Source organism: Nonomuraea sp. NPDC003201, assembly GCF_053590415.1.
The window spans coordinates 1-18,610 of record NZ_JBSFTC010000123.1 but is presented as its reverse complement, the minus strand read 5'-3'; the positions used below and the strand labels follow the sequence as shown (position 1 = coordinate 18,610).

Sequence of the window (18,610 nt, the reverse complement as noted above, 5' to 3'; positions counted from 1 at the left end):
AGTAATTCCGATCTGTGTGCCTTCGTCCTATGGAGTAGGGGAGAGTCGGACATGTGCGCCAGGTGGGAGCCCCAGCCGCTGCGCTGCGTCACCGGAATTGACCGCGATCGCGATCAGCCCCGCCGAGTCCGCGAACGCCACCAGCTCCCCCGGCGGCACCGCCGCGAACGTCTCCCGGTAGGGCAGCGAGAGCTGCCGCCGGCCCAGCCAGACCCCCAGCGTGTCGCCCACCCGCACGCCCAGCGCGTGCAGGTCCCCGACCGCGATCGAGAGCTGGGTGTTGCCGTAGCGGTCGACCGAGACGACCTCGCCCTCCACCGAGCCCTCACGCAGCAGCGTGGTCGGCGCCGGCAGCGTCACCAGCCTGCCGATCGGCACCTCGGGCCCCAGGTCCGACGGTCTCAGCCCGCCGCACAGCCGCCCCGCGACCGGCGAGAAGACGTCGCGCCCGTGGAAGGTGGGGGAGACCGGCCGCAGGAAGTGCTCCTCGTTGCTGATCGCGTAGGCGGCCTCGGCGCCGCCGCTGGCGTGCACGGCCCACGACAGCAGCCCGTTGTCGGGCCCGATGAACACCCGCCCGCCCGCCTCGACGGCCACCGCCCGCCGGGCGCCGCCCGCGCTGGGATCGACCGCGCCGATATGGATGCCCGCAGGAAGGTACGGAATGGTCTGGGCGAGAATCGCCGCGCCACGCCGTACGTCACCTGCGGGGATCAGGTGGCACACGTCGATCACCCGCGCCTCGGGGGCGATTCCGGCGATCACTCCGTGACACGCCGCCACATAGCCGTCTTCGAGTCCGTAGTCGGTGAGGAGCGTGATTACTGAGGTCACATTTCGTGACTGTACGTCTCTCAATACGTCGTGAACAGCCGCACTTCGCACATTACGATTGGCCACGGGCCGCGTGCGTGCGGAGTCGTCGCACGCACCTTTCCCGAGGAGGACACCATGGGAGCACCGCTCAGCGGTGACAATGCTGCCCAGGAGACGTCCGGCCAACCCCTCTCAGAACGCGATCTCGAACTCCTCGCCTTCGAACGCCAATGGTGGCGCTACGCGGGCGCGAAGGAGCAGGCCATCAAGGAGAGCTTCGGGTTCTCCGCCACGCGCTACTACCAGTTGCTCGGTGAGCTGATCGACCGGCCGGAGGCGCTGGAGCACGATCCCATGCTGGTCAAGCGGCTGCGCAGGTTACGGTCCACCCGTCAGCGTGACCGCGCCGCCAGGAGACTCGGCATGCGTCCCTGACGGCTGGGTACGGCAGCCGCGTGAGGAACATCCCTGGAATGAAAGCGATCTTGGACGACCCGGCGGGCGCCGTGATCGGGCTCGACTTCGACGGAACCCTGTCGCCGATCGTGCCCGATCCCGCCGAGGCCGTGATCCATCCGAAGGCGCCGGAGGTGCTGGCCGAGCTCGGCGCCCACGTCCTGGCGGTGGCCATCGTGACCGGCCGGCCGCCGGCCACCGCGCTGGAGCTCGGGCCGGGCCTGGCCGACGTGCCCCGGCTGGTCGTGCTCGGCCACTACGGCTTCGAGCGCTGGGAGGCCGGGCAGATCTCCGGCCCCCCGCCGCCTCCGGGCGTGCTCGAGGCCGAGGCCGAGCTGCAGCTGCTGCTCGAGTCGCTGGGCCTGCGCGACGTCACCATCGAGGACAAGGGCCGGGCCGTCGCCGTGCACACCAGGCGCAGCTCCGACCCGGAAGGCGCGCTGGCCAGGCTGCGCGAGCCGCTGGCCGAGCTGGCCGGCAAGCGCGGCCTGGTGGTCGAGCCGGGGCGCTTCGTGCTGGAGCTGCGGCCGCCGGGCATGGACAAGGGGCAGGCGCTCAGCCTGTTCCTGGCGGAGCGGGCCGCCAGGTCCGTCATGTTCGTGGGCGACGATCTCGGCGACCTGGCCGCGTTCGAGGCCGTACGCCTCTCGGGCCTGCCCGGCGTGACCGTGTGCAGCGGCTCCGCGGAGGTCACCGAGCTGGCCGAGCGGGCCGACATCGTGGTGGACGGGCCCGACGGCGTCGTCGCGCTGCTGGAGGAGCTTGTGGCGGCTTTCAGCCGTTCGTGATTGAGCTGCAAGTCGCGCTCCCTAGGGTCGGGCGCATGCACAAGCGACACCTCGCCGCCGTGGCCGTGGCCGCGGCCACCCTCCTCGCGACCTCCCTGCCCGCGCACGCCGCACCCGCCCAGGCGGTCAAGCTGCGCAAGGGCCTGACCCTGTACATCCCGATCAAGTGGGTGGTCCACCGCTTCGGCGACGATGTCCAGATCGTGACCGGCAAGTGCGGCAAGCCCATGGGCTGGGGGACGCCCGAGTGCGACGCCTTCTACGTCCTCGGCCCCTCGTCCATCAAGCGCGGCGCCGAGGGGTTCGGCCCGTACACCGGCAAGCGGCCCTTCTACACGGCGAGCGACGTGCAGCCGTGCCCGTTCAACCGGAAGTGGGGCGAGGCCATCGGCCCGAAGGTCACCAGGGGCCTGCGCCAGGTCGGCGCGGGGCACAAGGCCGCCTACAACGCGTGGCAGTCGGAGTGCGTCAAGTATTCGGGCTCGACCACGAAGGTGCTGCTCCGCTTCACGCAGCGCGAGTGGTACCTGCCGCAGAGCAAGATCCTCATCGTGGACCAGTGGAACACGCCGGGGCTGGCCGACACGCTCAAGCACGCCGACTGGACCTGACCGAGGTCAGATCTCGGCCAGCGCGTCGAGCTGGGCCGCGAGCCACTTCTGCGGGGGCAGGGCGGTGGCCGCGGCGTGCAGCTTGTCGCGCCGCATGCGGCGCTCGTCCTCCGGCATGACGAGCGCGGCGTGCAGCGCGGCGGCCGTCCCGCTGATGTCGTACGGGTTCACCACGAGCGCGTGCGGGCCCAGCTCGGCCGCCGCCCCCGCCTCGCGCGAGAGCACGAGCGCGCACCTCGTGGACAGGATCGGGCCCTCCTTGGCGACCAGGTTCATCCCGTCGCGGATGGGGTTGACCAGCAGCACGTCGGCCATCCGGTACGCGGCCAGCGAACGCGGGTAGTCGTCGTTGACGTTGAGGATCAGCGGGTCCCAGTCCTCGGTGCCGTACTCGTCCTCGATCTCCTGCGCGCAGCGCAGCACCGACGCGGTGTATTCGCGGTATTCGGGCAGGTCGTGCCGGCTCGGGTAGGCGAACGCCAGGTGCACCACCTTGCCGTGCCACTCCGGGTGCGCGGCGAGGAACTCGCGGTAGGCCACCAGGCCGCGCACGATGTTCTTCGACAGCTCGGTGCGGTCGATGCGGACGATCAGCCGGCGGTCGCCCACCTGCTCCCTGAGCGCGGTCATGTGCGACTCGACGTCGGGCTCGACGGCGCGCTCCCACAGCGCGTCGCCGTCCACGCCGAGGCTGTGCACGCCGATGCGGGTGGTCCGGCCCTCGTGGGTGACGCTGCGGCCCACGCGGTCGACCTCCGCGCCCAGCAGCGCCTCGCAGCAGTCCATGAACGCCTGCGCCCACCTGTCGGCCAGGAATCCGGCGTGATCGGCCCCCAGGATGCCCTCCAGGACCTCTCCGACCACCTCGTCGGGCAGCAGCGAGAAGTATTCGGGGGGCGCCCACGGGGTGTGGCTGAAGTGGGCGATGCGCAGGTCCGGCCGCTCGGCGCGGAGCATCGCCGGGGTCAGCGTCAGGTGGTAGTCCTGCACCATGACGCGGGCGCCGTGGCCGGCCTCGTCGGCCAGCGCCAGCGCGAACGCGCCGTTGTAGTCGCGGTAGGACTCCCACTCGCGCTCGAACCTCGTGCCGAAGTTGGGCGAGTTCGGGATGTCGTAGAGCAGGTGGTTGACGAACCACAGGGTGGAGTTGGCCACGGCGTTGTAGGCGCGGTGGAAGGTGGCGGGCGGGATGTCGAGCATGCGCAGCGGGCCCGTGTCGTAGCCGGCGTGGTCGATGCGGCCGCCCGGCACCAGGCGCACGGCGCTGCGGTCGCCGTCGGACAGCGCCGCGCACACCCACAGCATGCCGTCCTTCCTGGCCACCTCGGACAGTGCCGAAACCAGGCCGCCGCCACCGCGTTTCATGGTCAGCTCGCCGTCGTCCGAGACGGTAAAGGAAACGGGCCCTCTGTTGGAGGCCACCAGGACGCTGTTCATCTACGCTCCCTTCGCCCATAGGATCCCAGCTATGGCGCTTGATGAGCTAACCGAGGAACTCGCCCGCTCGGCCGCAGGAGGAGATCATCGCGCACTTGGCGAGCTCCTGGCGCGGATCGAGCCGGATGTGATGCGGCACTGCGCCCGGATCCTCCCCTATCACCAGGATGCCGAGGAAGCCTCGCAGGACACGTTGCTGGCCGTGGCGCGCAACATCGGCCGGTTCGAGGGCCGGGCGCGGTTCAGCACCTGGTTGCACATCGTGACGGCCAACTGCGCGCGCACCACGTACAGGTCGCTCAAACGGCGCGCGGCCGAGCAGACCTCGGACGAGCTGCCCACGCAGAAGCCCGACGTGGCGCGGGTGAGCGTGATCGCGGGCTCCCGGCTCGACCTGCTCGACGCCATGGAGGCGCTGGAGGCCGACAAGCCCGACCTGGCGCAGGCGCTGGTGCTGCGCGACATCGTCCAGCTCGACTACAACGAGGTGGCCGAGCAGCTCGGCATTCCCCTGGGCACCGCCAAGTCGCGCATTCACCAGGCCCGCAAATACGTGCAGGGAGTGCTGGGTGATGATTATCGCTGAGACGCCACGTCTCGCATCTTGAGACGGGTGGCCATTTGGGCCCCACGGACGGGTAGAGTCCTTTTCAACAACTGAATATTGCTCATCCAGAGGGGTGGAGGGACCGGCCCTGCGAAGCCCCGGCAACCCTCCCGGTTTGAGACTCGCGACCTGGCGAGGCCGACCGGGACAAGGTGCCAATTCCGGTCTGCGGTCAAGGTGGCCGCAGGCGAAGATGAGGGAAGGCCTCGCTTCATGTCGCTCGACTTTGGTCCTGCTGTCGGTCTGTCCTGCCGCGAGTGCGGCACGCGTTACCCGCTCGGTCCGAGCTTCGCGTGTCTGGAGTGTTTCGGGCCGCTCGAAGCGGCCTATTCCTTCGGTACGGTGACCCGCTCCGACATCGAGTCGGGTCCCGCCAACATCTGGCGTTACCGGTCGCTGCTCCCGGTGCCGGTTGACGTCGCGAGTAAGCCCAATATGAACCCGGGTTGGACCAAACTGGTCAAGGCCGGAAACCTCGGACGCGCACTCGGTCTCAAGAACCTGTACGTGAAGGACGACTCGGGCAACCCCACCCATTCCTTCAAGGACCGGGTCGTCGCCATCGCCGTCGAGGCGGCGCGTAACTTCGGCTTCCACACCCTTTCCTGCTCCTCCACGGGCAACCTCGCGGGCGCGGTCACCGCGGCGGCGGCGCGCGCCGGGCTCGAGGCGTGCGTGTTCATCCCGGCCAACCTCGAAGCGGCCAAGATCGCCATGGCTCGCGTGTTCGGCGGCAAGCTGATCGGGATCGAAGGCACGTATGACGAGGTCAACCGGTTCTGCTCCGAGCTGATCGGCGACCCGCTGGGTGACAAGTGGGGGTTCGTCAACGTCAACCTGCGGCCCTACTACGCCGAGGGCTCCAAGACGCTCGCGTACGAGATCGCCGAGCAGCTCGGGTGGCGGTTGCCCGAGCAGATCGTCATCCCCATCGCCTCCGGCTCGCAGCTCACCAAGATCGACAAGGGCTTCCGCGAGCTGGTCCAGCTGGGGCTGGTCGAGGACACGCCGTACAAGATCTTCGGAGCGCAGGCGGCCGGGTGCTCGCCGGTCTCCACCGCGTACAAGGCGGGGCACGACGTCGTCCAGCCGGTCAAGCCCGACACCATCGCCAAGTCGCTGGCCATCGGCAACCCGGCCGACGGACCGTACGTGCTCGACATCGCCCGGCGCACCGGCGGGGCCGTCGAGGACGTCACGGACGCCGAGATCGTGGCCGCGATCAAGCTCCTGGCCTCGACGGAGGGCGTCTTCGCCGAGACCGCGGGAGGGGTGACCGTGGGCGTGCTGAAGAAGCTCGCCGAGAGCGGGCGGCTCGACCCCGAGGCCGAGACCGTGGTCCTCAACACCGGCGACGGGCTCAAGACACTCGACGCGATCAGCGACGACGCCCAGCCCACGGCCGTGATCCGGCCCTCCCTCGACGCGTTCCGCGCGACTGTCTGACAACCAGGAAAGGCGAGTTTAACCATGAGCGTTTCGGTGCGGATTCCCACCATTCTGCGCACCTACACCGGGGGCAACGCCGAAGTCAGTGGTGAGGGCGCGACTCTTCGTGACGTGCTTGCCAAGCTCGACTCGGACTACCCGGGGATCGGCGCGAGAATTCTGGATGAATCGGGCAAGATTCGTCGTTTTGTCAACGTTTACGTTGGGGAAGAGGACGTCCGTTTCGCCGACGGGCTCGACACTCCGGCACCTGAGGGCACTCAGATCTCAATCATCCCGGCGGTTGCCGGCGGCTGAGTGCTATAGATCACACGTGTGGAAGGCGCCCCTAGTGGGCGCCTTCTCCATTTCCAGGGCAAATGAAACGTTGAAGCGCCTTCGTTGCGAAGAAATGCGTCGTTTGCAGATTGACTCTGTTGCCAAACCCCGTGCCACAGGTATGGTCGAGGGCGATCGTCTGGCTGATTTTCCCTTAAGTCCGGCGATTACGGGTCTCGCGGAGGAATGGGCGAGATCTGAAAGCCCAGTAAGAGGAGTCGGAAGTGGCGCAGGGCACCGTCAAGTGGTTCAACGCGGACAAGGGCTACGGCTTCATCGCGGTAGACGGTGGTAAGGATGTATTCGTCCATTACTCAGCGATCATGATGGACGGGTACCGATCTCTCGAACAGGGCCAGCGGGTCGAGTTCGAGATCACGCAGGGCCAGAAGGGACCTCAAGCGGAGTCCGTCCGCGCGGTCTGATACACCCCCCTGGTATGCACCGGCGGGGATCGCCCGGCAGCGCAGTCCGTGCGAGCCCGCCACCTTTCTTTCGTCGACTCGGTCACGGCGAGCCGCGCGAGGCGGCTCGCCGTGCGTATGGATCCCGCCACCTGCGGTGGCCTGGACGCGGCTCGTCGCAGGTGCGGGGTCCTGCGGCCGGCGATGGACGGCTCCGCCGTACAGGCTGATATGGGGAGAAAAGGCCCGGTAGGAGGCTTCTCGCTTGCACTCGACAGGGTAGAGTGCTAAACAGTTCGTTGGCACTCTGTGCAGCAGAGTGCCAACACTCGGATCGGGACGATGGGGTCTGCCGAAGGAGATGCTGACCCATGCCGTCGCGGGCGTCGGCTCGGTCCACGACAAGCCACCCTGCATCTGGGAGGTCTAGCCTTATGGCAGCCAAGATGATCGCGTTTGACGAGGACGCCCGGCGCGGTCTCGAGCGTGGTATGAACCAGCTCGCCGACGCCGTCAAGGTGACCTTGGGCCCCAAGGGCCGCAACGTCGTGCTGGAGAAGAAGTGGGGCGCCCCCACGATCACCAACGACGGTGTCTCCATCGCCAAGGAGATCGAGCTCGAGGACCCGTGGGAGAAGATCGGCGCCGAGCTGGTCAAGGAAGTCGCCAAGAAGACCGACGACGTCGCGGGTGACGGCACCACCACCGCCACCGTGCTCGCCCAGGCGCTGGTGCGCGAGGGTCTGCGCAACGTGGCCGCCGGCGCCAACCCGATGGGCCTGAAGAAGGGCATCGAGGCCGCCGTCGAGCGCGTCAGCGAGGAGCTCTCCAAGCTGGCCAAGGACGTGGAGACCAAGGAGCAGATCGCTTCCACGGCCTCCATCTCCGCCGCCGACCCCGAGATCGGCTCGCTCATCGCCGAGGCGATGGACAAGGTCGGCAAGGAAGGCGTCATCACCGTCGAGGAGAGCAACACCTTCGGCCTCGAGCTCGAGCTCACCGAGGGCATGCGCTTCGACAAGGGCATGACGTCGATGTACTTCGTCACCGACTCGGACCGCATGGAGGCCGTGCTCGAGGACCCGTACATCCTGATCGTCAACAGCAAGATCTCCGCCAACAAGGATCTGCTGCCGCTGCTCGACAAGGTCGTCCAGTCGGGCAAGCCGCTGCTGATCATCGCCGAGGACATCGAGGGCGAGGCCCTGGCGACCCTGGTCGTCAACAAGATCCGCGGCCTGTTCCGCTCCGTGGCCGTCAAGGCCCCGGGCTTCGGCGACCGCCGCAAGGCCATGCTCAACGACATCGCCATCCTGACCGGTGGCCAGGTCATCGCCGAGGAGGTCGGTCTCAAGCTCGAGAACGCCACCCTCGACCTGCTCGGCCGCGCCCGCAAGGTCGTGGTGACCAAGGACGAGACGACGATCGTCGACGGCGCCGGTGACCCCGAGCAGATCGCCGGCCGGGTCAACGAGATCCGCGCCGAGATCGAGCGCACCGACTCCGACTACGACCGTGAGAAGCTCCAGGAGCGGCTGGCCAAGCTGGCCGGTGGCGTGGCGGTCATCAAGGCCGGCGCGGCGACCGAGGTCGAGCTGAAGGAGCGCAAGCACCGCATCGAGGACGCCGTGCGCAACGCCAAGGCGGCCGTCGAGGAGGGCATCGTGCCCGGCGGTGGCGTGGCGCTGCTGCAGGCCGGCGCCAAGGCGTTCGACAAGCTGGAGCTGTCGGGCGACGAGGCCACGGGTGCGGCGATCGTGCGCAAGGCTCTGGAGGAGCCGCTGAAGCAGATCGCGGTCAACGCCGGCCTCGAGGGCGGCGTCGTGGTGGAGCGCGTTCGCAACCTCACCCCGGGTGAGGGCCTGAACGCCGCTTCCGGCGAGTACGTCAACATGTTCGAGGCGGGCATCCTCGACCCGGCCAAGGTGACGCGCTCGGCGCTGCAGAACGCCGCTTCCATCGCGGCGCTCTTCCTCACCACCGAGGCCGTCATCGCCGAGAAGCCCGAGAAGAACGCTGCTGCTCCGGCCATGCCGGGCGGCGGCGACATGGACTTCTAGGTCTTTTCTTCGCTGTTCATAACAAGAGCGGCCCGGTTTTCCGGGTCGCTCTTGTTTTCGTTTATCAGCCATTACGTTTCATAATTGATCCGCTACTCCGAGTGAGGAAAGGTGGTGATCACACACCTCAACGAAGGAGTAGAGGATGCTTTCCCGCAGCAAGCGTATTTTCGGCATCGCCATTCTGAGCGCGGCCGCCGCGGCCGCCTTCGCCGTCCCTGCCCATGCGTCCGGCACCCCGGTCCTCACCGGTCAGCTCATGAAGGTGGTGCAGGCGCCGCTCTGCCTGACCACGGGGACGCTGGCCGGCGAGTCCAAGCTGGGAGTCCCGCTCGTCGAGGAGCTGCTGCCGCAGCTCGGGGCCTCTTGCGCAGTGTTCGGCTGACGCCTGCCGCGCTCTCGGTCTCTCGGACGCCCTGCCCTTCGCGGTGGGGCGTCTCCCTTTTTCCGGCCCGCCCGTTACGGGGGCGGCTTCCCTTTTCGCGCCTGCCGCACCGCCCTCCGGAGGGCGGTGCGGCCGTGGGCGCGGTCAGGTGCTGTAGGTCGCGACGACGTGGCCGCGAGCCAGGGTGTTGGCGGTGATGTTGAAGCCCACCACCGCCGGGCTGGCGTCGCCGTCCACGCCCAGCTTGTCGACGCCGAGGGCGTGCACCGTGAAGACGTAGCGGTGCGGGGCGCCGGGGGGCGGGGCCGCGCCGCCGTACTCCTTGGTGCCGTAGTCGTTGCGGGCGTGGACCGCCTCCGCGGGCAGGCCCTTGAACTCCGGGCCGGTGCCCGCGCCCGCCGGCAGCTCCGTCATCGAGGCCGGGAGGTCGAACAGCACCCAGTGCCAGAAGCCGCTGCCCGTGGGGGCGTCGGGGTCATAGCAGGTGACGGCGTAGCTGCGGGTCTCGGCGGGTGCGCCGGACCAGCGGAGGTGCGGCGACTGGTTGCCGCCCTTCATGCCCCAGTCGTTGAAGACGTGGAGGTCGTTCAGCCGCTCGCCGTCCTGGATGTCGTCGCTCTCGACCACGAGCGCGGGAACCGACGGCAGGTGTTCATGTGGAAGCGGTGCTGGCACGGCATCCTCCTAGGTTGAGAGCTCCTTGCTCAGCCATCCTAGAAGCGGCCGTGCCCGCCGACGATCAGCCCGTCAGCTCGGCCGGCAGCGGCTTGTCGTGCAGGACCGTCAGGGACGTCACCGCACGGGTCAGCACCACGTACAGCCTGGCCAGGCCCCTGGGTTCGGCCGCGACGATGTCCGCGGGCTCCACGACGATGACGTGGTCGTACTCCAGACCCTTGGCCAGGGTCGCGGGCACGATCAGGAGGCGGTGCTCCTCGTCCGAGTCGGGGCCGAGCACGGCGTGGGAGAGGTCGGCCAGCGCGCGGGAGACGTCGGCGACCAGGGCGTCAGGGACGATGACACCGATGGAGCCCTCCCTGGTGAGGACCTCCGCGGCGGCCTCCGCGATCGAGCCACCGGGGCGTACCGCGAGCGAGCCGAGGCCGGGGCGCAGCGACCGCGGCGCGGCCAGGTCGGGGGCGATGGAGGGGAGCAGCCGGGCGGCGTAGTCGAGGACCTCCCGCGGCACGCGGAAGCCGAGCGTCAGCTCCGTCACCTCGCCTTCGCGCTGGCCCAGGTGCTGGAGCACCGACTCCCACGAGCTGGTGGACCACGGGGTCGTGCCCTGGGCCAGGTCGCCGAGGACGGTGGCCGAGCCGTTGCGGCAGCGGCGGCCGAGCGCTCGCAGCTGCATCTCGGAGAGGTCCTGGGCCTCGTCCACCACGAGGTGGCCCAGGGACGGGGTGCGCTCCATGAAGTCGCGCAGCTCGTCCAGGAGCGCGGCGTCCGCGGCGGACCATTTCGCGGACTTCCAGCTCCGGTACGGCTTCCGCCATATAAGCATTTCCTGCTCATCCGGCGACAAATCGGATTTAGCGGCCTTTGTCAGGAATTCTGGGTCGGAGAGGAGGCGATAAAGGACTTGCTCCGGCGTTAGTTTGGGCCAGACCGTATCGACGAGCTGTTTCACCGGTTTCGACCTGGCCACGGCGTCCTGCACCCGGTCGTCGGGCGATTCGCCGCGCTGCTCCATTCGTACGAGCACCATGTGGGCCAGCCGCTGCGCGAGTGCCGCCCGGCCGGGGTTGTATCGCGTGGTGCCGCGCAAGGAGGCCACGATCTCGCGTACCTCGTAGTCAGCCACCCGGTAGCGGTAGGCGCCCTTGGAGAAGACCACGCCGTCCTCGGGCTTGACGATGTGCAGCCAGAGCGCGCGTTCGAGCACCGCCGCCATCCTGGCGTCGCCCTTCACCGCCGCCACCATCGGGTCCTCTTCGGCGGCGTACTCGCCGAGCAGCCCGCCCACCGTGGTCTGGTCGACCTTGACCTCGCCGAGCGCGGGGAGCACCGAGGAGATGTACGACAGGAAGGCGCGGTTCGGGCCGACGATCATCACGCCCGCCCTGGCGAGCCGCTCGCGGTGCGTGTACAGGAGATACGCGGCCCGGTGCAGGCCCACGGCGGTCTTCCCGGTGCCGGGGGCGCCCTGAACGCACACCGTCTGGGCCAGGGTGGATCGGACGATCTCGTCCTGGTCCGGCTGGATGGTGGCGACGATGTCACGCATCGGGCCGGTGCGCGGGCGCTCGATCTCGTTGGTGAGGATCTGTGACGGGCCGATCTCGCCGCCCTCGCCCAGCGGTTCGTCCTCGAACGCGGTCAGCGCGCCGCCGTGATATCCGAAGCGGCGCCTCCGTACGACTCCCATGGGGTCGGCGGGGCTGGCCTGGTAGAACGCCTGGGACACCGGCGCGCGCCAGTCGATGACCAGGGGCTTGCTACCGCCGTCGTGCACGTGGCGGCGGCCCACGTAGATCGTGCCGGGGAGGTCGTCACCCGCCTGCCGGTCGAGGCGGCCGAAGAACAGCGGGGTGTCGGGGTGGTCGGCCAGCGCGGCGACGCGCTGGTCGAGGAGGGACTGGAGGATCTGCTGCGACACCCAGTCACCCGCCGCGTCCGAGGACAGCGACTGGGCGTGGGCGCGCATCGCCTTGAGCGCGGCCCTGGACTCGGCCAGGTGAGCCTGCTCGGAGGCCAGTACGTCGGAGGGTATGTCGGGGGCCAATTGGTGTCCGGGCATGCGAAAGCGCCTCCCTGGGTCGGAAACGAAGGTGGTAAGGCAGCGAATCGGCCAGTCTAATGGCGACGCGGGGCGGCCTCCAAAGCATTTACCCCGCCGACCACCCACGCGCCGCCCCGCCCACCGGCTCCACCCAGCCACCCACCGTCCTGGCCGGTCATCCGCCGTCCCCGCTGGCCGCCTGCCGTCTCCGTCGGTCGTCTCCGCTCGGCCGCCCGCCGTCTCCGTCGTTCGCCCGCCCTTCCCGCCTGGTCGGCTCGCCGTCCCGCCGTTTGCCCGCCCGCCGCTGCTCTCAGCTTCGGCGCCCAACCGGCGTCGTCGGCGCGGCTCCTCGGGGGCCGGTACGGCGCGGGTCGGGCGGGCGGTCATGAGGGTGGGGGGCCGATGAGCGTGCCCGGCCCGGGTCGGCAACCGGCGCGGCGGGGGAGGGATGCTCGACCGGGCGAAAACGGCGTCGCGCTGCGCCGGAGAGTCCAAGCGCGGCGGTGGGGTGAGAGGGCGGCGGTGGGGTGATGATCGGGGCGAGTAGCGGTCTGCGGGGAGGGGTAGGGACAGGTGATGGCGCGGATTCAGCTGCGTTTTTCGCCGATCATTCCCACGATCGCCAGTTTCCTGCTCGCCGCCCTCTGGGCGTTGTCCGTCTTCGCGGGCTGGGGGTCGGAGGCGTTCTGCCAAGGCGGCGAGTCCGCTTCGACCTGCTCCCAGCGTCTTGGTACGGTCTCCACGGTATCGGGGCTGTTCGCCGCGCTCGCCGCCTGCTGCACGGCGGCCGCCTGGCTCATCCCGTGGTCCAGGCAGGACCCGCGCACGTTCGGGCGGGTCATGGGCGCGGGAGTGGGCGCCTGGGTCGTCGCGGAGGGTGTGCTGTTCCTCGGCGGCCTGATGGCGCGGTAGGGCGCCCCCGCCGGCTCGAAGCTTCTCATCGGTAACAACCGGGAAATACCGAAAAATTCGGGCATATCAGGTGCGTTTGTCGGATCATGGGGGTATGTCGGAGGCGGCGTGATAGTACGCAGGTGAGGGGGGTGGTTCGATTGTCTTCGGCCCGCGGAGTTTCGTGGACGTGACAGCACGCTGAACATGCCTGGCCGCTCGAGATGAGCGGCCGGGCGTCACACCTCGCCGTGCACGTCGTCGGCGTCGATGATCTGGTACGCGTACCCCTGCTCGGCCAGGAACCGCTGCCGGTGCGCGGCGAACTCCTGGTCCACCGTGTCCCTGCTGACCACCGTGTAGAACCGGGCGCCCCCGCCGTCGGCCTTGGGCCGCAGCACCCGGCCGAGCCGCTGGGCCTCCTCCTGGCGTGAGCCGAACGTGCCCGACACCTGGATCGCGATCGCGGCCTCCGGCAGGTCGATGGAGAAGTTCGCCACCTTCGACACCACCAGCACCTGGATCTCCTTGTCGCGGAAGGCCTGGTAGAGCCGCTCCCGCTCTTTGACCCTGGTCTCGCCCTTGATGACCGGCGCGTTGAGGTGCTCGCCGAGCTCGTCGAGCTGGTCGATGTACTGGCCGATGACCAGCACCTGCTCACCCAGGTGGCGGCGGACCAGCGCCTCGGTGACGTGGGTCTTGGACGGCGTGGTGGCGCAGAAGCGGTAGCGCTCCTCGGACTCGGCCATCGCGTACGCCAGCCGCTCCTCGTCCGTCAGCGTGACGCGCACCTCTACGCAGTCGGCGGGGGCGATCCAGCCCTGGTTCTCCATCTCCTTCCAGGGCGCGTCGTACCGCTTGGGACCGATCAGCGAGAACACGTCACCCTCGCGCCCGTCCTCGCGCACCAGCGTCGCGGTCAGCCCCACCCGCCGGCGGGCCTGGAGGTCGGCGGTCATCCGGAAGATCGGCGCGGGCAGCAGGTGCACCTCGTCGTAGACGATCAGGCCCCAGTCGCGGGCGTCGAACAGCTCCAGGTGCGAGTAGACGCCCTTCCGCCTGGTGGTCATCACCTGGTACGTGGCGATGGTGACGGGGCGGATCTCCTTCTTCGAGCCGGAGTATTCGCCGATCTCGTCCTCGGTCAGCGACGTGCGCTTGATCAGCTCGGTCTTCCACTGGTGGGCCGAGACCGTGTTCGTGACGAGGATGAGCGTGGTGGCCTGCGCGTGGGCCATGGCGGCCGCGCCGACGATGGTCTTGCCGGCGCCACACGGCAGCACGACCACGCCGGAGCCGCCGTGCCAGAACGCGTCGGCCGCCTCCTGCTGGTACGGCCGCAGCGCCCAGCCCTCCTGCAGCAGCTTGATCGGGTGGTGCTCGCCGTCCACGTAGCCGGCCAGGTCCTCCGCCGGCCAGCCCAGCTTGAGCAGGGCCTGCTTGACGTTGCCGCGGTCGCTCGGGTGGACGATGACCGAGTCGGCGCCGAGCCGCTCGCCCAGCATCGGCTGGATCTTCTTGGAGCGCAGCACCTCCTCCAGCACCGCCCGGTCGGTGGAGGTCAGGACCAGGCCGTTGACCGGGTCCTTCTCCAGCCGCAGCCGGCCGTACCTGGCCATGGTCTCGGCGATGTCCACGAGCAGGGCGTGCGGCACGGGGTAGCGGCTGAAACCGATCAGCGCGTCGATGACCTGCTCGGCGTCGTGTCCGGCGGCGCGGGCGTTCCACAGGGCCAGGGGGGTGACGCGGTAGGTGTGCACGTGTTCGGGAGCTCGTTCGAGCTCGGCGAACGGCGCGATCGCCTTACGGCAGTCGTTCGCTCGTTCGTGGTCGACCTCGAGCAGCAGTGTCTTGTCCGACTGGACGATCAGCGGTCCATCGCTCACTGGCTTTTCTCCGTGGGGTTCCGTACGGGGCCTCGCGCAACAGGACCATCGTCTCCCGATCCTGGCTCTCCCGCTCCGAGACTCCAACAACCCGCGCGCCCGGATTAGTCCTCGGAGGGGCCAAGAGCCGCGGCGGTCAGTCGTCGAGATAGCCGGACAGGCCCAGGAAAAGGATGATGCCGGCGCTGAGCACGAAGCCGAGCCCGAACATGATCCAGCTCCAGATCACCATCGTGCGGGCGGTCTGCGGCTCCGTGCGGCCCTTGCCGAGCGCCAGGCCGGCCAGGATCGCGCCGGGCAGGCCGAGGAGGTTGCAGCACCCGACGAGCGCGAGGAGGTTGAGCACGAGGGAGACGATCGCGTTGGCGCTGGGCCCGTCGTCGCGCCGCGGCGGGGGATAACCGTAGCCGTACGGCGGTGGCTGCTGCTCGCCGTAGGGGGCGCCATAAGGCTGGTACGGGTAGCCCGACGGATCTTCCTGGCTCATGTTCACCTCCAGAGACGTCAACACTTATCACGGAAAGGAGGCGCGCCTGACCGCGCTGTGAGATCCCACCATGGATCGCCGGGCCGAAGGCGGTCAGTCGAGGCGGGCCCGCAGTGCCTTGCGATCGAGCTTGAGCACGCTCGTCACCGGCACCGAGTCCACGAACCTCACCTCGCGCGGATATTTCACCCGCCCCACGCGCTCGCGGGCCCACTCGATCAGCTCCTCGGCCGTCACCGTCGCGTCCTGCCTGAGCTGGACGAACGCCACGACCTCCTCGCCGATCCGCGGCTCCGGGCGGCCCACGACGCCCGAGACCACCACGTCGGGGTGGCGGTTGAGGGCGTCCTCGACGTCGCGGGGGAACACGTTGAAGCCGCCCCGGATGATCAGGTCCTTCTTCCTGTCCACGACATAGAGGTAGCCGTCGTCGTCCACGCAGCCGATGTCGCCGGTGCGCAGCTCCCTTCCGATCAGCGCGGTGCCCTCGGGGTCGGGCTCTTGCTCGCCCCAGTAACCGAGCATCAGCGCCTCGCCCGAGACGCAGATCTCGCCGACGTCCCCGGTCTCCAGCTCCTCGCCCTCGCCGTCGCGGATGGCGATCGTGTAGCCGGGCAGCGGGAGGCCGACGCTGCCGGCCTTGCGCCTGCCCGGCGGGTTGAACGTGGTCACCGCGCTCGTCTCGGTCAGGCCGTACCCTTCGAGGATCTGCACGCCCGGCACCCTGCGCTCGAACTCCTCCAGCACGTCCCTGCCGAGCGGCGCCGCGCCGCAGGTGAGGAAGGACAGGTCGGGCAGCGGGTGGGATTCGAGCGGCTCGGCGAGGAGCAGCTGGATCATGGAGGGTACGACGGTGCCGTACTGGACGCGCTGCTCGGCGGCCAGCGCGAGGAACGTCTTCGGCTCGAACCAGCGCATCAGCACCGCCTGCTGCGGCTCCGTCGCGTGCATCGAGGCGACCGAGATGATCAGCCCGTACGCGTGCGAGAGCGGCACGGGCACCAAAGCACGATTTTTGCCTTCTTGGTGGGACATGTCCCAGACGTCCTTGGCCACCCGCCAGAGGCCGCCGTGGCTCAGCATGACGCCCTTGGCCCGGCCCGTGGTGCCGCCGGTGTACATCAGAGCGGCCAGATCACCGGGGTCCCTGGTCACCGGGCCGCGTTCGGGAGCCCGTTCCAGCTCGGCCGTGTCCACAAAAATCGGGATATCGACGGCGGTGGCCCGTACGGTATCCACCAGTTCGGGCGAGGTGACGATCGCGGACGCGCCGCTGTCGAGCAGGATGTGCCGCAGCTCGTCGGCGCCCACCAGGAACACCGCCGGAGTGACCACCGCGCCCGCCGCCCACAGCGCCTGGTAGATCAGCGGCACCTCGGGGGAGTTCGCCATCATCACGACCACCCGGTCGCCGGGCCCGATCCCGCCCTCCGCGAACCCGCCGCACATCCGGCGCGCCCGCTCGGCCAGCGCGTGGCTGCGGTGCCAGACGCCCTCGTAGAACGTCGCGTCGTGATCGTCGAAGCGGCCCCAGGACTCCTCGGCCAACTGGCCCAGCGTTTGCTCGGTCACAATGCCCAACCTGATGCGATCGTGGTCACGCCGTCAACCCTTGACTAGTCATGGTGGGCGGGGCCCAGTTGACCGGTAAATGACAACATATCTCCCTCTATGGTCGTTCGTGTTTTCTTGTTGGCCTAGATCGTGTAATGGTGGAAGATCTAGGGGCCATGGGGCCTGCCGAGGCAAGGGAAGCCATGATCGACATGTCCGTGTCAAGCGGCCCCGAACGCGAACGTCACGCGAAAGACCAGGTCAGGGTGGCTCTGGTGACGCTCTGCGAGCTCTTCGTAGTAAAAGAAGAAACTTGTTAGGCGTAGTTATTTTCTGTAGAAAACTTTCCAGTCAACCCTGAGGTGAATTCGTGACCGAAACGCCTGAATCGGGCGAGATCGACCTCGATGACATAACGCTCGGCCAGAGCTTCTTAACGGTGTACGAGCACCTGCGGCCGTTCGCCGCGCCGGTCACCAGGGACCTGAAGCGGCGGGACGCCGACGCGCTCCTGCGCTCCTACCTGGAGCCCGGCTGCTTCCCCGAGGCCGTACGCCGGCTCAGCGTCCGCCACCTGCTCGTCCTCGTGGGCGAGGAGGAGACGGGCAAGCGGCTGGGCGCCATCGCCCTGCTCTCCCGGATGTCCCTGGCCGAGAGCACGATCACTGTGCTGTCGCCCGCCGGCAGCGCCGCCGACCTGCTGTCCAGGACCGAGTACGAGCCGGGGCGGGCGTACCTGCTGCACGACTGGATCGCCGAGAGCACCGACAGGATCGAGCTGCTCAACCTGGCGCGCAAGCTGGCCGAGCTGGGCTCGTACCTGGTCATCACCAGGAACGGGGTCCCCTCCCAGGCGGCCGAGGTGGAGCAGCCGTGGGGCGTGCCGGAGCCGGGGGAGCTGTTCGACCTGTGCCTCAGGGCGTACGGACTGCGCGCGGGCCACAGCCCCGAGGAGCTCACCCGGGCCAGGGACCTGGCGCTGACCCTGCCGACGCCGGCCGAGGTCGTGCGCCTTGCCGGACGGCTGGTGGGGGACGACGAGCCCTCGGGGGAGGACGTGGCGGCCTGGTTCGACACCAAGCCGCTGCTGCACGAGGTGCGGGAGGTGGCCGCGCTCGCGTTCCTGCACGGGGTGGGCGGGCCGGTGTTCGAGCGGCAGTTCGCCAGACTTGAGAGGATCTGCCAGGCGCAGGAACGGCGGGTGCCGCGCGTGTCCCATCCGCTGGTCGCCCATGAGGAGGGCCGCGTCGTCTTCCGGGTGCCGCACCACCGCGGGCAGGTGCTCGCGGAGCTGGTCGGACGGTACGGGTTCTGGCTGTGGCAGCCGCTGCGCGAGTGGGTGCGTTCGCTGGCCTGGGAGGGGGCCGACGTCCGGACGCGGGCCGCCGAGGGGGTGGCGTTGCTCGCGGCGTACTCGCTGAAGGACGCGCAGTTGGAGTTCCTGGACGTGTGGGCGCGGGGCGGGAACGCGGAGCGGCTGGCGGCGGGGGACGCGCTGTCGTACATGTGCGCCGACGACACGCTCGCCACCGAGGCGCTCAGGATCGCGCTCGCCTGGACGGCCGATCCCCTGGACCCGCGCGCCACGGCGGCGGCCGTGGCGCTGGGCGGCGGGCTGTCCGTGCGGTATCCGGCCGACGCGGTGCGGCGGTTGCGGCGGCTGGAATCCGGTGGCGGGCCCTCGGCGGGTGTGGCGGGACGGGCGTCGGCGCTGCTGGCCGAGCACGCGGGCCGGTGCC

At 69.2% G+C, this 18,610-nt stretch carries 18 protein-coding genes and 1 riboswitch; of the genes, 11 read left to right on the top strand and 7 right to left on the bottom strand.

The annotated features are described in order from the left end of the window. Positions 1-27 precede the first annotated feature (27 nt). Positions 28-834 (bottom strand): SAM hydrolase/SAM-dependent halogenase family protein, encoded by an 807-nt coding sequence (locus tag ACWDX9_RS33605; protein ID WP_449961059.1) that lies wholly within the window; start codon positions 832-834, stop codon positions 28-30. 117 nt (positions 835-951) lie between these two features. On the opposite strand from ACWDX9_RS33605, the gene ACWDX9_RS33600 reads away from it, so the two are divergent. Genes ACWDX9_RS33600 through ACWDX9_RS33590 form a run of 3 tightly spaced genes read left to right on the top strand, consistent with a single transcriptional unit; the run spans position 952 to position 2,671 of the window. Next, entirely contained in the window at positions 952-1,251 is a 300-nt protein-coding gene (locus ACWDX9_RS33600) for a DUF3263 domain-containing protein (protein WP_350742598.1), read from the top strand. A 38-nt stretch (positions 1,252-1,289) separates the two neighbouring features. Continuing rightward, the gene (gene otsB / locus ACWDX9_RS33595; protein ID WP_350742599.1) at positions 1,290-2,060 is read left to right on the top strand and encodes a trehalose-phosphatase; all 771 of its coding nucleotides are present in this window, start codon (positions 1,290-1,292) and stop codon (positions 2,058-2,060) included. Between the two features lie 35 nt (positions 2,061-2,095). Continuing rightward, positions 2,096-2,671, top strand: a complete 576-nt coding sequence (locus tag ACWDX9_RS33590) for a hypothetical protein (protein ID WP_355212763.1) — start codon at positions 2,096-2,098, stop codon at positions 2,669-2,671. A gap of 6 nt (positions 2,672-2,677) precedes the next feature. Here the strand turns inward: ACWDX9_RS33590 and ACWDX9_RS33585 are convergent, their stop codons facing one another. Further along, a complete protein-coding gene (locus ACWDX9_RS33585) occupies positions 2,678-4,108 on the bottom strand; it encodes an alpha,alpha-trehalose-phosphate synthase (UDP-forming) (RefSeq protein WP_449961055.1) in 1,431 nt (476 codons plus the stop codon). Between the two features lie 31 nt (positions 4,109-4,139). Here ACWDX9_RS33585 and ACWDX9_RS33580 point away from each other — a divergent pair, with 31 nt between their 5' ends. The 6 genes from ACWDX9_RS33580 to ACWDX9_RS33555 all read left to right on the top strand — a co-directional run bounded on the left by ACWDX9_RS33580 (position 4,140) and on the right by ACWDX9_RS33555 (position 9,331). Further along, positions 4,140-4,694 (top strand): RNA polymerase sigma factor, encoded by a 555-nt coding sequence (locus ACWDX9_RS33580; RefSeq protein ID WP_319719563.1) that lies wholly within the window; start codon positions 4,140-4,142, stop codon positions 4,692-4,694. A 79-nt stretch (positions 4,695-4,773) separates the two neighbouring features. Then, positions 4,774-4,915: riboswitch (SAM riboswitch) on the top strand. Between the two features lie 13 nt (positions 4,916-4,928). Next, a complete protein-coding gene (gene thrC / locus ACWDX9_RS33575) occupies positions 4,929-6,161 on the top strand; it encodes a threonine synthase (RefSeq protein ID WP_364266533.1) in 1,233 nt (410 codons plus the stop codon). A 24-nt stretch (positions 6,162-6,185) separates the two neighbouring features. Continuing rightward, complete coding sequence (locus ACWDX9_RS33570; protein WP_185068974.1) at positions 6,186-6,461, top strand: MoaD/ThiS family protein; 276 nt, start codon at positions 6,186-6,188, stop codon at positions 6,459-6,461. Between the two features lie 245 nt (positions 6,462-6,706). Then, positions 6,707-6,907: a cold-shock protein gene (locus tag ACWDX9_RS33565; protein ID WP_068927743.1), complete on the top strand. Its 201-nt coding sequence runs from the start codon at positions 6,707-6,709 to the stop codon at positions 6,905-6,907. Between the two features lie 413 nt (positions 6,908-7,320). Then, a complete protein-coding gene (groL, locus tag ACWDX9_RS33560) occupies positions 7,321-8,946 on the top strand; it encodes a chaperonin GroEL (RefSeq protein ID WP_449961052.1) in 1,626 nt (541 codons plus the stop codon). 145 nt (positions 8,947-9,091) lie between these two features. Next, on the top strand, positions 9,092-9,331 hold the full coding sequence (locus ACWDX9_RS33555) for a hypothetical protein (protein ID WP_449961050.1): 240 nt from the start codon (positions 9,092-9,094) through the stop codon (positions 9,329-9,331). A gap of 144 nt (positions 9,332-9,475) precedes the next feature. On the opposite strand, the gene ACWDX9_RS33550 is transcribed toward ACWDX9_RS33555, so the two are convergent. Further along, a complete protein-coding gene (locus ACWDX9_RS33550; protein ID WP_449961046.1) occupies positions 9,476-10,006 on the bottom strand; it encodes a YbhB/YbcL family Raf kinase inhibitor-like protein in 531 nt (176 codons plus the stop codon). Positions 10,007-10,070: 64 nt separating this feature from the next. Further along, on the bottom strand, positions 10,071-12,071 hold the full coding sequence (locus ACWDX9_RS33545; protein WP_449961043.1) for a HelD family protein: 2,001 nt from the start codon (positions 12,069-12,071) through the stop codon (positions 10,071-10,073). A gap of 558 nt (positions 12,072-12,629) precedes the next feature. On the opposite strand from ACWDX9_RS33545, the gene ACWDX9_RS33540 reads away from it, so the two are divergent. Further along, entirely contained in the window at positions 12,630-12,965 is a 336-nt protein-coding gene (locus tag ACWDX9_RS33540; protein ID WP_350738530.1) for a hypothetical protein, read from the top strand. Positions 12,966-13,183: 218 nt separating this feature from the next. Here ACWDX9_RS33540 and ACWDX9_RS33535 read toward each other — a convergent pair whose 3' ends face one another. The 3 genes from ACWDX9_RS33535 to ACWDX9_RS33525 all read right to left on the bottom strand — a co-directional run bounded on the left by ACWDX9_RS33535 (position 13,184) and on the right by ACWDX9_RS33525 (position 16,889). Then, the gene (locus tag ACWDX9_RS33535; protein WP_449961040.1) at positions 13,184-14,830 is read right to left on the bottom strand and encodes a DNA repair helicase XPB; all 1,647 of its coding nucleotides are present in this window, start codon (positions 14,828-14,830) and stop codon (positions 13,184-13,186) included. A gap of 136 nt (positions 14,831-14,966) precedes the next feature. Beyond that, positions 14,967-15,317 (bottom strand): hypothetical protein, encoded by a 351-nt coding sequence (locus ACWDX9_RS33530; RefSeq protein ID WP_364263633.1) that lies wholly within the window; start codon positions 15,315-15,317, stop codon positions 14,967-14,969. Positions 15,318-15,410: 93 nt separating this feature from the next. Further along, on the bottom strand, positions 15,411-16,889 hold the full coding sequence (locus ACWDX9_RS33525) for an AMP-binding protein (protein ID WP_449961037.1): 1,479 nt from the start codon (positions 16,887-16,889) through the stop codon (positions 15,411-15,413). Positions 16,890-17,241: 352 nt separating this feature from the next. On the opposite strand from ACWDX9_RS33525, the gene ACWDX9_RS33520 reads away from it, so the two are divergent. Beyond that, positions 17,242-18,610: hypothetical protein (locus ACWDX9_RS33520; RefSeq protein ID WP_449961035.1), on the top strand; the 1,369-nt coding region annotated here is incomplete at its 3' end.